At 67.8% G+C, this 13,734-nt stretch carries 13 protein-coding genes; 6 read left to right on the forward strand and 7 right to left on the reverse strand.

The genetic code is table 11. The features are described 5' to 3' along the window. Window positions 1–82 precede the first annotated feature (82 nt). The gene (locus ABMY26_RS08950) at window positions 83–982 is read left to right on the forward strand and encodes an HlyD family secretion protein (RefSeq protein ID WP_372395920.1); all 900 of its coding nucleotides are present in this window, start codon (window positions 83–85) and stop codon (window positions 980–982) included. 49 nt (window positions 983–1,031) lie between these two features. Next, window positions 1,032–2,543: a mechanosensitive ion channel family protein gene (locus ABMY26_RS08955; protein WP_372395921.1), complete on the forward strand. Its 1,512-nt coding sequence runs from the start codon at window positions 1,032–1,034 to the stop codon at window positions 2,541–2,543. A 168-nt stretch (window positions 2,544–2,711) separates the two neighbouring features. On the opposite strand, the gene ABMY26_RS08960 is transcribed toward ABMY26_RS08955, so the two are convergent. The 6 genes from ABMY26_RS08960 to ABMY26_RS08985 form a co-directional block, all read right to left on the reverse strand. Further along, window positions 2,712–4,097 (reverse strand): hypothetical protein, encoded by a 1,386-nt coding sequence (locus ABMY26_RS08960; RefSeq protein ID WP_372395922.1) that lies wholly within the window; start codon window positions 4,095–4,097, stop codon window positions 2,712–2,714. 73 nt (window positions 4,098–4,170) lie between these two features. Further along, on the reverse strand, window positions 4,171–5,409 hold the full coding sequence (locus ABMY26_RS08965) for a hypothetical protein (RefSeq protein ID WP_372395923.1): 1,239 nt from the start codon (window positions 5,407–5,409) through the stop codon (window positions 4,171–4,173). Next, on the reverse strand, window positions 5,406–6,575 hold the full coding sequence (locus ABMY26_RS08970) for a caspase family protein (protein WP_372395924.1): 1,170 nt from the start codon (window positions 6,573–6,575) through the stop codon (window positions 5,406–5,408). The genes ABMY26_RS08965 and ABMY26_RS08970 overlap by 4 nt, the downstream gene beginning before the upstream one ends. A gap of 30 nt (window positions 6,576–6,605) precedes the next feature. After that, on the reverse strand, window positions 6,606–7,412 hold the full coding sequence (locus tag ABMY26_RS08975) for a M12 family metallopeptidase (protein ID WP_372395925.1): 807 nt from the start codon (window positions 7,410–7,412) through the stop codon (window positions 6,606–6,608). 75 nt (window positions 7,413–7,487) lie between these two features. After that, a complete protein-coding gene (locus ABMY26_RS08980) occupies window positions 7,488–7,706 on the reverse strand; it encodes a hypothetical protein (RefSeq protein ID WP_372395956.1) in 219 nt (72 codons plus the stop codon). A gap of 267 nt (window positions 7,707–7,973) precedes the next feature. Continuing rightward, window positions 7,974–8,855: an alpha/beta fold hydrolase gene (locus ABMY26_RS08985; protein ID WP_372395926.1), complete on the reverse strand. Its 882-nt coding sequence runs from the start codon at window positions 8,853–8,855 to the stop codon at window positions 7,974–7,976. A 165-nt stretch (window positions 8,856–9,020) separates the two neighbouring features. Here ABMY26_RS08985 and leuC point away from each other — a divergent pair, with 165 nt between their 5' ends. From leuC to ABMY26_RS09005, 4 genes are all read left to right on the forward strand, one after another. Then, window positions 9,021–10,469, forward strand: a complete 1,449-nt coding sequence (gene leuC, locus ABMY26_RS08990) for a 3-isopropylmalate dehydratase large subunit (RefSeq protein ID WP_372395927.1) — start codon at window positions 9,021–9,023, stop codon at window positions 10,467–10,469. A 48-nt stretch (window positions 10,470–10,517) separates the two neighbouring features. Continuing rightward, complete coding sequence (gene leuD / locus ABMY26_RS08995) at window positions 10,518–11,126, forward strand: 3-isopropylmalate dehydratase small subunit (protein WP_372395928.1); 609 nt, start codon at window positions 10,518–10,520, stop codon at window positions 11,124–11,126. Window positions 11,127–11,211: 85 nt separating this feature from the next. Next, window positions 11,212–12,534 (forward strand): C4-dicarboxylate transporter DctA, encoded by a 1,323-nt coding sequence (dctA, locus tag ABMY26_RS09000; RefSeq protein WP_372395929.1) that lies wholly within the window; start codon window positions 11,212–11,214, stop codon window positions 12,532–12,534. Window positions 12,535–12,595: 61 nt separating this feature from the next. Continuing rightward, on the forward strand, window positions 12,596–13,480 hold the full coding sequence (locus tag ABMY26_RS09005) for a LysR substrate-binding domain-containing protein (RefSeq protein WP_372395930.1): 885 nt from the start codon (window positions 12,596–12,598) through the stop codon (window positions 13,478–13,480). Here ABMY26_RS09005 and ABMY26_RS09010 read toward each other — a convergent pair. Further along, a complete protein-coding gene (locus tag ABMY26_RS09010) occupies window positions 13,424–13,720 on the reverse strand; it encodes a 4-oxalocrotonate tautomerase family protein (protein WP_372395931.1) in 297 nt (98 codons plus the stop codon). The genes ABMY26_RS09005 and ABMY26_RS09010 overlap by 57 nt on opposite strands. Window positions 13,721–13,734 lie beyond the last annotated feature (14 nt).

The raw sequence follows: 13,734 nt of genomic DNA on the forward strand, positions 1-13,734 counted from the left end.
GGTCGGGTGTCGGGTCCTGGCGGGCGTCGGCGTCCTTGCATTGGCAGGGGGGGCGCTGCCAGGAGGGATGGCGGCCGGAGGGATGGCGGCCCCGGTCGCCGGCATGGTCCGCCAGACGGAAATCCGCGTCGCGCCGGAAACGACGGGGCGGCTGCTGTCGCTGGCGGTCGGCGCCGGCCAGACGGTCCGCAAGGGCGACCGGCTGGCGGTCCTGGAGAATCCGGAACTCACGGCGTCCCTGGGCGAAGCGAAGGCCGCCGCCGCCAGCGCCGAGGCCGACCGCGACCGGGTCCGGTCCGGCGTGCGCGCCGAGGAGGTCGCCATCGCCGCCCAGGCGGTGCGGACGGCCGAGGCTAACCTGCTGCTTGCCGAACAGCAGCACGACCGCGCCGCCGCGCTGTCGGCCAACGGCTTCGCCAGCCGGGTGCAGCTCGACGAAAGCGTCGCCTCCCTCGCCAAGGCGCGGGCCGATCTCGACCTCAAGCGCGCCCAGCACGCGGCGGCGGTCGCCGGCCCGACCCGCGAGGAGCGCGCCCTGGCGGACGCCCGCGTCGCGCTGGCCAGGGCGACGGTCGCCGATCTGGAGGCCAGGCTCGCCAAGACCGTGCTGACGGCCCCGGTCGACGGCACGGTCGGCCTTCTGGTGGCCGAGCCGGGGGAGATCGTCACGCCGGGAAAACCCGTGATGACTCTGGAGGCCGGGGGGGAGGCCGGGGGCGAGCGCTGGTTCACCTTCACCCTGCGCGAGGATGCCTTGGACGGGATGACGCCGGGGGCCACGCTGGCGCTTGCCACCGGCGACGGGCGCCGCATCGACGCCCGCGTCACCGAACTGCGGCCGCTTGGCGAGTTCGCCACCTGGCGCGCGGCCCGGGCGGTCGGCGACCATGACCTGAACAGCTTCCGGCTCCGGCTGGATCCGTTGGAAAGGCAGGATGGGCTGCAACCGGGAATGACCGTATGGCTGACACCGCGCTCGTAATGCCGGGCGGCCGCCGGCGCGGGTGGCTCGGGCGAAAGGAAGCGTGCGATTGAGCGATCCGAACCTGCCGGACCTGCTGGCCGACCCCATCGTGCAGTCCGGCGCGCTGGCCTTGATCGGGGCGCTGGTCACCCGCGTCGCGCTGCGTCACCACCCGACCCATCGCCTGGTCGGCCAGATCCTGTTCTTCGCGGCCCTCACCATCCTGCTGCTCTATCACGGCATCGTGCCCTACGAGGCCGGACCGCCGGAACCCTTCGTCCTGCAACGGATCCTCATCGGGTTCGCCAAGGTGATCTGGTGGACGAACGCCGCCTGGGCGCTGGTTGGATTCGCCCGCGTCTTCCTCATCTTCGAACGGCAACCCCAGGAAGGGCGGCTGATCCAGGATCTGGTCGTCGGCATGATCTATGTCGGCACGGTGCTGTCGGTCATCGCCAATGTCTTCAGCATTCCGGTGGGAACCCTGATCGCCACGTCCGGGGTGTTCGCCATCATCCTGGGCCTGGCCATGCAGAGCACGCTGAGCGACGTGTTTTCCGGCATCGCGCTCAACATCGGCCGGCCTTACGCCATCGGCGACTGGATCGTGCTGAGCGACGGGATCGAAGGGCGCGTCGTCGAAACCAATTGGCGGGCGACCTACCTCCTCAACGGCACCAACGACCTCGTCGTCCTGCCCAACAGCGATCTGGCGAAGGCCCGGCTCACCAATCTCAGCAGCCCCGACCGGAACCATGGCGGGACGCTGACGGTCCGTCTGCAACTCACCACCCGGCCAGCGGCGATCTGCGAGGTGATGCGGACCGTCCTGCTGAGCTGCAACGCGATCCTGAGCAGGCCCGAACCGTCGGTGCGGATCATCGCCATCGACGCCCACGCGATCGAGGTCAAGCTGTCCTTCTGGGTTGCCGAACTGTCGGGGATGACGGCGGCGCGGAACGAGATCTTCGACCTGATCTACCGCCACGCCAAGGCGTCGGGGCTGCGCCTCGCCCCGCCGCCCGGTTCTTCGGGAGCCGACGACCGGCCGGCGGAGGAGGGGGCTCCCCTGCAGCGCTCGACGCCCTTGCGGCTTCTCGATGCCCTTCCGCTCTTCGCCTCCTTGACGGAGGACGAGAAGGCGACGCTTGCCGAGGCGATGACCCGGCGGACCTACCGCAAGGACGAGGTCGTCATCGGGCAGGGAGACATCGCGGGTTCGCTGATGATCGTCCGCAGCGGCGTCCTTGCCGTGCTCCGGCACGAGCCGCGACGCGAAACCGAATTGACCCGCCTTTCCCCCGGCGACTGCTTTGGCGAGGGCGGGCTCCTCATGGGGGCCGGGGAACCCGGAACGATTCGGGCGTTGACCTTCGTCGTCGTCTACGAGATCGCGAAGGCGAGTCTGGCGCCGCTTTTGCTGGACAGGCCGGGAATGGCCGAAGAGCTGAGCGTCACGCTTTCCCGCCACGCCTCGACGGGAAGGCATCGTTTCCAGCCGGCCGACGAACCGATCGAGAACGGATCGGTCACCAGGATGGTGGCGCGGATACGCCAGCTGTTTCAGATGCCTCATTGAGGATGATCGGCGCGTTGCGCGAGCAATGTTCGGCTGCTAAGCCTCGGCCCGATCGCGGGTGAGGAGCTTGGCTGGTGGAATGTTTCCGGAAGCAAAGGGGAAAGGCGTGAGCGTGCGGGAGCGAAAGGGGCACCGAGAATGTCCGGCCGGCGCCCCGGTCGTGGCCATCTATTCGGTGGGCTTGGCCATCTCGTCCTTGAGATCGCGCCGCGCCTTCTGCAGGTCGGTTTCGGCCTTGACGCGCTCGATCTCGGCCTTGGTGAGCTTCGTTTTCGCCTCGATCGCCGCGGACCGGGCGTCCTGGCGCGCCGCCGGCAACCCGCTCAGGGTCTCGGTTCCCGCCGCCAGCGAGCCGCTTGCCGCCTCCAGAGAGGATTTGGCCTTGAAGGTCAGCGTCAGAAGGCCGCCAACCTCGTCGAAAGTCGCCTTGATGCTGTTGTTGTCGAATAGGCCATTCTTCAGCGGCAGCACCGCCTTGGTGCCATGCTGCGGAATCGACACGGTTTCGGCGAGCAGGACGCTGTCGTCGCCGACGCCGGCGCAGCTCGGCCGTCCGACGCAGGCCCTCAGGTAATTCGGCGCCGGCTGCCGGTAGATGAGCCCGCGGCCGCGCACCGGTTCTGGATTCGGCCCGGCGCCGGGCGTGGCCGGGGCATCGCGGACGGTGGCAACAGCTGGCTGCACCGGTTCCAGCAGCTCCAGCGTGACGAAGAAGTCGTCCGACTGCACATCTGCGCTGCCGAACCATGCCGTGAACAGCTGGCGTGACGCCGGAAAGGATGCCCGGGTCTGGTTTGCCGTGGGCAGCCACTGGTAGGTCTGCGAGAAGGAGAGCGCCTTTTCCAGCCCGGCCTGCTTCTTCAGTTCGGCGGCGAGTTCCGCCCGGAGCTTTTCCAGGTTGCCGATCCCGGTGGCGATGGATTGGGCCGTGTCCCTGGCGGGATCGGCGGCGGTCCCGCGCAGCACGGCAAGCTGCTGCTGCCGCGTGCCCTGCGCCTCCTCCAACCCGCTGATGGAGCGGCTGAGCCCCTGGCTCTTCCTGCGGCTGGCCTTGTACTGATCCAGGGCGGAGCTCGTGTCCGCGGTGCATTGCGTCGGCTTCGGCGGCGTAGCGGTCCCGTCGGCCGCCAGACCGGCCGCGAGCTTCACGACGCTGACCACCGTCTTGGCAGTGTTCTCGATGATCGCCCCGGTGCGGTCCTCGACGCTGGCGTTGACGCTGCGCAGGATGTAGTTGGACCCGTTCGTCAGCTCGATATCCGTGATCTTGGTGATCGCGTTCAGGTCCTCGTACCGGATGAGGTGGGGTTCCGTGGCGTCGGCCAGGACGAGCGGCTTCACCGTGGCTGTCGTCTCGATCTGCACCGGTGCGCAGGAGGCCAGCTTCCGCGTGACTTGGGCCAAGACGCCGCCCTTGGCCAGATAGTAGACGAATCCCTCCGCCGGAACCGTCGGCGATTCGGACAGGGGCTGCGACACTAGGCTGGTGCAGCCCGGCAACGCCGCCGCTGCGGACATGATAAGTGCCAAGGCAGAGCCGGATAATGGACGCATGCTCTCGCTCTCCTTCTGACGGGTGCCGCCGGCAGGACTTGCCGAAATCGGAACACTGAAAACGCAGACCGGATCAGGGACTGGATGGGGGCAGGCGGACGGACTTGCCCAGCTTCGCTATGGTCGACCTCCCCTCGTTGGTGCCGGCGCGAAGGCGCAGCGGGGCACTGCCCGTAAAGGTCAGGATAGGCCGCGAGAAGTCGACAAAGGCCACGAAGCGCTGGAGCTGCCGATCGAGCCGGTGCAGCGCGGCGAGTTTGCTGGGGTGGACATACCACTCGCGCGCGGCCTGCAGGTAGGCCCTCGTCCGGTTAGCGGCGTAGGCCAGCCCGCTGCTGAACATCGGCAGCCCGCGCCCGGGCAGGCGCAGCAGCAGGTCGAGCGCCTCCGCGTGCTGACCGAGCCGCGCGCACTGCTCGGCGCGGATCGTCACGCCGTCGGGCAACCAGGGGAACCATCCCAGAAGATTTGCCGCCCAATCGTGCATGCGGTCGAGTTCGCCGAGGCGCAGGAGCGCATAGCCGCCGACGGCGGCGCCGATCGGCGACCCGATCTTCTCCCACAGCAGGCTCTCGGCGGTGTCTGGATCCTCGACCACATGCCTGATGTTTTCCATCTGCCGGTTGGCGCTGGAACGCAGCAGGGTGTCCGCCACCGCGTTGGGCAGCAATATGTCCGGGACGACGGCGCCGTTCTCCGCCTGCACGAGGCTGATCCGCACCTCCTCGCCGGGCGCGGCGGGGATCACCACGTTGATCGCTTCCCGGTCGGGCTGGATGATCTGGAGATAGCGTGTCGTGTCCGTGCCCCGCACCGCAAATCGGGTGCTCGGCCCTTGCGGTGCGAGGGTCCAGTCCTCCGGCCACGCATTCCAGTCCTCCGGCACCGTGATCTTGCTCCGGCTCTTCAGCAGGTTACCCTCGACCAGGCGCACCGTGCACGTCGTCCGGGCGGGGCGCCGCCGCCGCGCCCCGGTCGCACCGAAGAGCATTTCGTCGCTCGACGGGGCGGCGGCCCGGCGGTGCCCAATCGGACTGTTCCAGCGTGGAGCCGGAGCCGGCGTTCCGGCGCGGAGCACGACCTCCATGTCCCCGGGCTGCTCCGGGGTGTGGAAGACCGTTTGCAGCCTCCGTCCGTCCGGCAGGACCGCGCCGGCCACGAGCAGCCTGTCCGCCGGCAGCGGCACCGGGCGTCCGGTGACCGTCTGCGCCACGAACTCCAGCGAATGGTCAAGGACGTGCACAAGCAGAGGGCGGGACGGCGGGGGGGCGGCGTCTTCGGCATATCGGAACGTGATGGAGGCTTCACTCATGACAAGCTCACCGGCCAGACGCGGAGAAGATGGTCGACCGACTCGTAAGCGGGCTGCGGCCGCGCGAAGTCCGGCAGCGACGGCTCCGCGGAAAGCTCGTAGATGCCCGCCTTGAGAACCACCGGATAGGGGTGGTCGGGGCGGGTGGGCACCGTCTTATGCCATACCGGGGTGTGGGTCGCCGGATCCTGTATGGTGATCGTCGTGCAATCGATGGCGGCGTCCGGCGCGATGGACACCTTGAAGCTGACATCGGGCGGAGCGCGGAGATGGCAGATCGGCACGCTGAAACCCGCACCGCCGAGCTGGTACTCCTGTCCGGTGGTCTCCCACCGTTCCGCCAAGTGCAGGCCCAGGAACTCATTGAGGGCGATATCGGTTACGGGCCATTCGTTGTTCTGCCCGCGGCGTGGCGCCGCCTTGGACAGCCCGAGGAGCAGCGCCCCCGTGAAATCCGAGACTTGGCCGTCGAAGCCGTACGCGACATCGTCGGGCACCGTACCGAAGAAGACCGGGCGCTTCCGGTTGTCGCGCCCGCCGAGCGGCGCCAAGAAGGCCTGCCCGACGTTGATGCGTTCGAACCCCAGGATCTGCGATGGCAGCTTGCGGCAGGCGTCGATGAAATAGACCTGGCTGCGGGCGATCGGATCGGCGTCGTTTTCCGGCGCCATGCCGCCGATCACGTTGCCGAAATCGAGCGTGTGGGCGGAGATGTTCGGGGTCGCCCCGAAGTCGTCGCAGATCAGCACGGCGTCATCCCGGTTCCGCTGAATGCCGTGCCCGGCGAAGTAGAACAGCGCTATTCCGTCGGGGTGCTCCTTCGCATGGTCCTTCCAGCGGTTCACGGCCTCGATCACGTCCCTGGCGGTCGCATTGTCCTCCCAACCGGCGAGGTCCGGCTCCACGGCCCGCTCCCGGGCAGAGGGAGAAAGCAGGACCTGCAGCGTTCCAAGGGGCTTCGGAAGCTGGCCGGTGCGACCCGCCTTCCGGATCCATTGCTGAAAGCGGTGGGCGCTGAGGGCCGGCGAGGACAGGCGCTTCAGCCCGAAGGTCCCGGCCACCGGCGCCTCGTGCTGGCGCGGCAGCGAGGGGTACGCGCTGACCCCGATGACCAGGACGTGCACCTGCGGGCCATCCCCTGGGAGATTCTTCACCACGTAAACCACGGCAGTCTCCAGGTGCGGATGTGGTGTCGGTCAGGAATAGAGCGTGACGACGGAGGCCACATCCCCCGCGCTCAGGCCATCGCGCTGCCCGATGGTGGGGCCCGGCTTCAGCTGCTCGATGGTTGGCTTGCCGTTCTTCGAAAAGGCAGTTGACGAGTAGTGCATGGCCGAGCCGTAGTCGTAATCGCCCAGATCCTGCCCGTCGTTGATGTGCTGAAGGAAGTTGTGCTCGGTGCCGTCGGCGATGTTCGCAGTCACGATGCGCACGAACCGATCGCGGTCGGCACGGCTCTGCTCGTGCCACAGCCCGATGGCGTGGCCGATCTCGTGGATCACGTTGCCGGTCCTGCATTCGCGGCCGAGTGTGATGAACTGCTCGCCGCCGATGCAGCCGACCGAGGAGGAGCAGCCGTCCCCGGCGATGAAGGTGACCCAGTTCCGATACTTGTGCTGGTTGGAAGGCGTGCGCTCGACAAACGTGAGAAGCGGAACCTTCTGCCGCCAGTGCGCGATGGCGGCGGTCACGCGCTCCTGATTAGGCAGGCCGTCGTCGATCTGGTAGGGAACGGTCTTGTTGTGCCAGAGCAGGCCCAGCGAATTGACGGCCACGCCGAAGTGCTGGATGTCTCCCTGCAGCAGGCCTTTGTTCTGCTGGATCCGCTTGGTGTTGGCCTCGATTTCCTCGGGTTTGCCGAGATAGATGCAGCCTTCGAGCAGTGCACGCCCGTTCGAGACCGTATACGTGACCTCCACCCAGCCCTGCCGGGTGAAATGCACGTAACCTTGCGCGGTCCTGGTTCCGCTGATGTATTCGCCCGGCTCGGTATCTGCTGCCATTGACTGTCCCTCCTTGATTCAAGGAATCTTAACGGCGCGCCGCCCCCGGTATCGGCTGTAGAAGCTTAGGGCATGTCACGGTCTGTTTGGAAGCAAATATTCATGGTCACTGATTGCTTGCACATACTTTGATATGCGCCGCCAGTGCTTTCGATAGATCGCCGTCTGTGGCGGCCGCCATGGTCGGGGGGGGGCCATCGGCCGCTCAGCCGCGAAACCGATCATCTCGCGCAGCACGTCGGCGTCAGGGCTCTTCTCCAGCAGCGCGCGAAGCGCCATCATCTCGTCGGTCATCGTGGCCACCCCTCGGTCTGGTTGAGGTGTGGTGACCAGACTCTACCGAAGAACCACGATGGCCGCCCCGCTGTGGACAACCGCCCCGTGGGGCACGACGTTGGCCGCTGCTTCGGCGCCCCGTGGCATACATTGCACCGCATACCTTCAGCCGGCTCAACAGGTGGCAGCGGGCAATTACGCGGCGATTGCCTCCGGCGTCACCCGGATCGTCAGGTCACCCCGACCGCCACCGGCACGGCCTTTCCGCACCAACGTCCAGAGCCGCTACTCTCCCCTGTCACGGAGGAACCGGCGGATTTCTTCGGCCACCAGATCCGGCAACTCCTCGGCAAGGTAATGGCCGCCGGGCAGGCTGCGGCCGGAGACGTCCACGGCCCGTTTGCGCCATTCGGCGAGCGCATCGAAGCAGCGCTCGATGACACCGTGCTCACCCCACAACACACGGAGCGGGCATTCCACCTTTGCACCGCCGTCCTCCTCGTCATGGCGAAGGTCGATGGTCGCCGCAGCCCGGTAATCCTCGCAGGAGGCGTGGATGGTCTCCGGGGTCCAGGCGGCGAGATACTCCGCCAGCGCCTCCGGCGTGAAGGGCGACATGCCGGCACTGCCGGAGCCGCACTTCTTCAACCAGTAGAACCGCGGGTCGCCACCGATCATGCGCTCCGGAAACGGGGCTGCCTGGCACAGGAAAAACCAGTGCCAATAGGCCTGCGCAAAGGCATCGGTGGTGCCGGCATACATCTCCCGCGTCGGTGCGATGTCCAACAGGACGGCGGCGGCAACCCGGCCGGGATGATCGAGCATCAGCCGGTGCGCCACCCGCGCGCCGCGGTCGTGGGCGGCGATGGAATAGCGCTCGTATCCCAGCGCCGCCATCACCTGCACCATGTCGGAGGCCATGGCCCGCTTGGAATAGGGGGCGTGGTCGGGCGCGGTCGCCGGCTTGGCCGAACGGCCGTAGCCGCGCAGGTCCGCCACCACCAGTGTGTGGCGGTCGCGCAGCCGCTCCGCCACCTTGTGCCACATGGCGCCGGTCTGCGGGTAGCCGTGAAGCAGCAGCAGCGGCGCACCTTGGCCGCCGCGGCGGACGCGGATGCTTGCGCCGTCCGTCGGCACTTCGAAATCGTCGAAACCCTCGAACATCATGGCTGAGCCTCCCGATCGGAATGGAATGCCCGATCTTGGACCGGCGGTGGGCTGGGCGGCGACGCGGTTTCATTGAACAATCGAACCCGCTCAATCGGTCCGCAGTCCGGCGCGTAGGATGACGGCATGCGTCAGCCGCGCTTCCAACCAGGACAGGATCCGCTCATGCCATCGCCAGAGTCCCGCTCCCCGTACGCTTCCGACCGTCACGGGCCGCGCACGCTCTATGACAAGCTGCTCGACGCCCACACCGTCTGTTCCCTGGGCGAGGGAGAGCGGCTGCTCTACGTCGACCTGCATGTCATGAACGAATACACCAGCCCCCAGGCCTTCACCGGTCTGCGCGAGGCAGGACGGCGGCCCTGGCGACCATCGGCACAGCTGGCCGTCGTCGATCACGTCAATCCGACGGCACCGCAGCGGACGGAAGAGGTCGCAGACGAAGGCGCCGCCACTCAGATCCGCTATCTGCGGCGCAACTGTGCCGACTTCGGGATCGAACTGATCGATCTCATGGACCCGCGGCAAGGCATCGAGCATGTGGTGGTGCCCGACCTCGGCCTCGCCCAGCCGGGAATGACCATCCTGTGCGGCGACAGCCACACCACCACCTACGGTGCCTTCGGCGCGCTCGGCTACGGCATCGGCACGTCCGAAGTCGAGCATGTGTTGGCGACGCAGACGGTGGTGCACCGGCGGCTGGCCCCGATGCGGGCGATCCTCGACGGCAAGGCGGGTGACGGTGTCGGTGCCAAGGATCTGATCATGGCGGTGATCGCCTCCCTCGGCGCCGACGGCGCGGCCGGTCACGCCGTGGAGTTCGCCGGGGAGGCAATCGCCGCGTTGGGCATGGAAGGGCGGATGACCGTCTGCAACATGGCGGTGGAGTGCGGCGCGCGGGTGGCGCTGATCGCGCCGGATGCCGTCACCGCCGATTATGTCCGCGGGCGTCCGCGGGCGCCCTCCGGCGCCGACTGGGAGCGGGGGAAGGCGCTGTGGGCCAGGTTCCGCAGCGATGCGGACGCCGCTTTCGCGCGGGAGATTCGCATCGACGCGGCGGCCGTCCGCCCGATGGTGACCTGGGGGACCAGCCCGGATCAAGCCGTCGTCATCGATGGCGCCGTTCCCGATCCCGCTGCGGAGGCCGATCCCACCCGCCGCCGGGCCATGGAGCGCGCGCTGGATTACATGGGGCTGGCTCCCGGCACCCCGGTGGAAGACATCGCCATCGACCACGCCTTCATCGGCTCCTGCACCAACGCCCGCATCGAGGATTTGCGTGCGGTGGCGGGCGTGGCGAAGGGGCGCCGGGTGGCGCCGTCCGTGCGGGCGATGGTCGTGCCGGGATCGGGGGCCGTCCGACGGCAGGCGGAAGAGGAGGGCATCGACCGCGTGCTGGTCGCCGCCGGCTTCGAATGGCGCCAGCCCGGCTGCTCCATGTGCCTTGCCATGAACGACGACGTGCTTCCGGACGGGGCGCGCTGCGCGTCCAGCACCAACCGCAACTTCGAGGGCCGGCAGGGCCGCGGCGCCCGCACCCATCTGATGAGTCCCGCCCTCGTCGCCGCCTCGGCGATCGCCGGCCGCCTGTGCGATCCGCGCGATCTTCCCTGACAAGACCGGCCTGACAAGACTGGCCTGACCCGACCGGAGACCATGCCCATGGAGCCTTTCACCACGGTCACCGGAACCGCCGCCGCGATTCCGCTGCCCAACATCGACACCGACGTGATCATGCCCAAGCAGTTCCTGAAGGGCATCGATCGCAGCGGCCTCGGCGAGGGCGCTTTCCACGATCTGCGTTTCGACGCCGCGGGGCGGGAGCGTCCCGATTTCATCCTCAACCGGCCGGGTTGGCGCGACGCCGCCTTCCTGGTGGTCGGCGCCAATTTCGGCTGCGGCTCCTCGCGCGAGCACGCGGTTTGGGGCCTCAAGCAGCGCGGCGTGCGCGCCCTGCTCGGCACCAGCTTCGCAGGCATCTTCTTCGACAATTGTGCCCGCAACGGCCTGCTGGCGCTGACGCTCGATCCCACCACCGTCGATGCCCTGATGGCGGAGGCGGCGGGGCAGGAGGCGGCACGGCTGACCATCGACCTCACCGCATGCACCATCGCGGCGGCGGACGGCCGCAGCTGGAGCTTCGCCATCGATGCCGGTCGCCGCGAGGCGCTGCTGCACGGCCGCGACCACATCGCGACCACCATGACCCACGCCGCTTCCATCGCCGCCTTCGAGGCCGGGCACCGCATTCGGATCCCCTGGCTGCCCTAGCAGCCCCGCGGTCGCAGCACCCATCCGGCAACCAACAAACAACAACCCGCGCGCTTCCGCGCGCGGGAACAGGGAGGATTTTGCCATGACGACGCTTACCGATACGGCGCCGGCCAACCCGGCCCGGCGCCGCTGGTACGGAAACCTGACCGTCCAGGTGGTGCTGGCCATCCTGCTCGGGATCGCCACCGGTCACCTGGCCCCGGCTTTCGGGCAGGCGATGCAGCCGCTGGGCGACCTGTTCATCCGTCTGATCAAGATGGTGGTGGCGCCGATCGCCTTCCTGACCATCGTCTCCGGCATCGCCGCCATCGGCGACCTGCGCCGGGTCGGCAGGATCGGCGGCATGGCGCTTCTCTATTTCGAGTTGGTCACCACCCTGGCGCTCGGCATCGGCGTGGTGGTGATGAACCTGCTCCGTCCGGGCGACGGCTTCGACCGCGCGGCCTTCGGCGCCGGCGCGGTGGACGTGACGAAATACAGCCAAATGGCGGGCGAGCATTACATGCTCGACTTCCTCACCCATCTGGTGCCCGACAACATCGTGGCCGCCTTCGCCAAAGGCGACCTGCTGCAAATCGTGCTGTTCGGCATCCTGTTCGGCTGCGCCGCCGCCCTGGCGGGCGACCGTGTGAAGCCGGCGCTCGACGCCATGCACGCCTTGGCGGACATCCTGTTCAAGATCATCGCGCTGATCATGCGGCTGGCCCCGATCGGCGCCTATGGCGCGATGGCCTTCGCCGTTTCCAAATACGGGCTGGGTTCGGTCCTGGTCCTGGGCAAGCTGATGATGGCGGTCTACGTCACCTGCGCCCTGTTCGTCTTCGTGGTTCTGAACGCCATCGCGCGGATGTGCGGCTTCAGCCTGCTGCGCTTCCTGCGCTTCGTCGGGCAGGAAATCATGATCGTCTTCGGCACGGCCTCGTCGGAAAGCGTGCTGCCGCGCCTGATGGCACGGTTGGAGCGGCTGGGCTGTTCGGCGCCGACGGTCGGGCTGGTCCTGCCGACCGGCTATTCCTTCAACATGGATGGAACGTCGATCTACCTGTCGATGGCGGCGCTGTTCATCGCCCAGGCCTACGGCATCGACCTGTCGCTCGGTCAGCAGATCGGCCTGCTCGTCCTGCTGATGGTAACCTCCAAGGGAGCGGGCGCCGTGGCCGGAGCCGGCTTCGTGACGCTGGCCGCGACACTGTCGGCCACCCACGCCCTGCCGGTGGAAGGGTTGGCGCTGCTGATCGGCGTCGACCGGTTCATGGCCGAGGCGCGCTCGGTGACCAACATCGTCGGCAACAGCCTTGCCACGGTCGTGGTCGCCAAGATGAGCGGCGAGTTCGACGAAACCGCAGCCGATGCCGCCTACCGGGAGCATTTCGGCGACGATGCCCGCTTCCACAGAACTCGCTGACCGTGGATGGCGCCGTGTTAAACTCGGCGCCATCCATTTCCTCCTGCCGGAAGGCCCGCTCTTGGAACTGCGTCAGGTCCGTTGCTTCATCGCGGTGGCTGAGGAATTGCATTTCCGTCGTGCCGCCGAGCGGGTGGCCATGGCCCAGGCGGCGCTGTCGCATCAGGTGCGGCTGCTCGAGGACGAATTGGGCTGCCCCCTGCTGTTCCGCACCACACGTCAGGTCAGCCTGACCGCCGCCGGCGTGGCGTTCCTGGCCGAAGCGAGGCAACTGCTGGAGCAGGCGGAGCGCACCGTCCGGGTGGCGCGGGCGGCGGCGGATGGCGGCGGCAGCCTGCGCATCGGCGGCATCGACGAGGCGCTGGTGGCGGTTCTGCCGCCGGTGCTCGCCCGTCTGCGCGCCGAGCACCCCACGCTGAGTATCACCCTGACTGAAGGCAGCTCTGCCGAGCAGGAGGCGGACCTGATCCGCCAGCGCATCGATCTGGCGTTCCTGAGGCCTCCGGTGAGCGACCCGGAGCTCGCCTGTGTCCACTTGTTCGACGAACCGTTCATCGCGGCATTGCCGGAAGCACTGGCTGCCCAGGCCAGCGACGTGCCGTTTTGGGAGTGGCTGGCCGCGCAGCCCTTCATTGGCTACCCGAAACACAGCCGCCGGCTGCTGCACGACTTGACCATGCAACAATTCGAGACGCACGGCCACCGTCCGCAGGCGGTTCAGGAGGTGACGGAGAAGCTGACCATGCTGCAGTTGGTGGGACAGGGGCTCGGTTTCGCTCTTGTGCCGCAGTGGGTTTCGCGCTTTGTCCTGCCCGGCGTGGCCTACCGGGCGTTACCCGATGCAACGCCGGTGCTGGCCTTTGGCATGGCGTGGCGCAAGCGCGATCCGTCACCGGCGCTTGCCAAGGTCCGCGCGGCGGTCCAGGCGGCGATCGGCTACGATTGAGGGCACTGTTGCACAGTTATCCGGCAGGCTGCGGAATTCGGCCAGTGGCAAGCCGCCCTGACCCAAGTCTTCGATCTCGTGTTCGTGGAAGATCACCGTTGTATCCTCACGGGGCTTGCCCATAACCTCGAAGAGCAGGTCGGCGACCCCCTTGTAAACCGCGGCCTTCTGCTCAGCGGTCGTGCGGTGCGCGCCCGGACTCGTGCCTTCGCGCGTCACGAGAATGTTCACGATTGGCATGCGGCTCTCCAAGA

The sequence above is a fragment of the Azospirillum sp. HJ39 genome (assembly GCF_041507355.1).
Taxonomy (GTDB): Bacteria; Pseudomonadota; Alphaproteobacteria; order Azospirillales; family Azospirillaceae; genus Azospirillum; species Azospirillum thiophilum.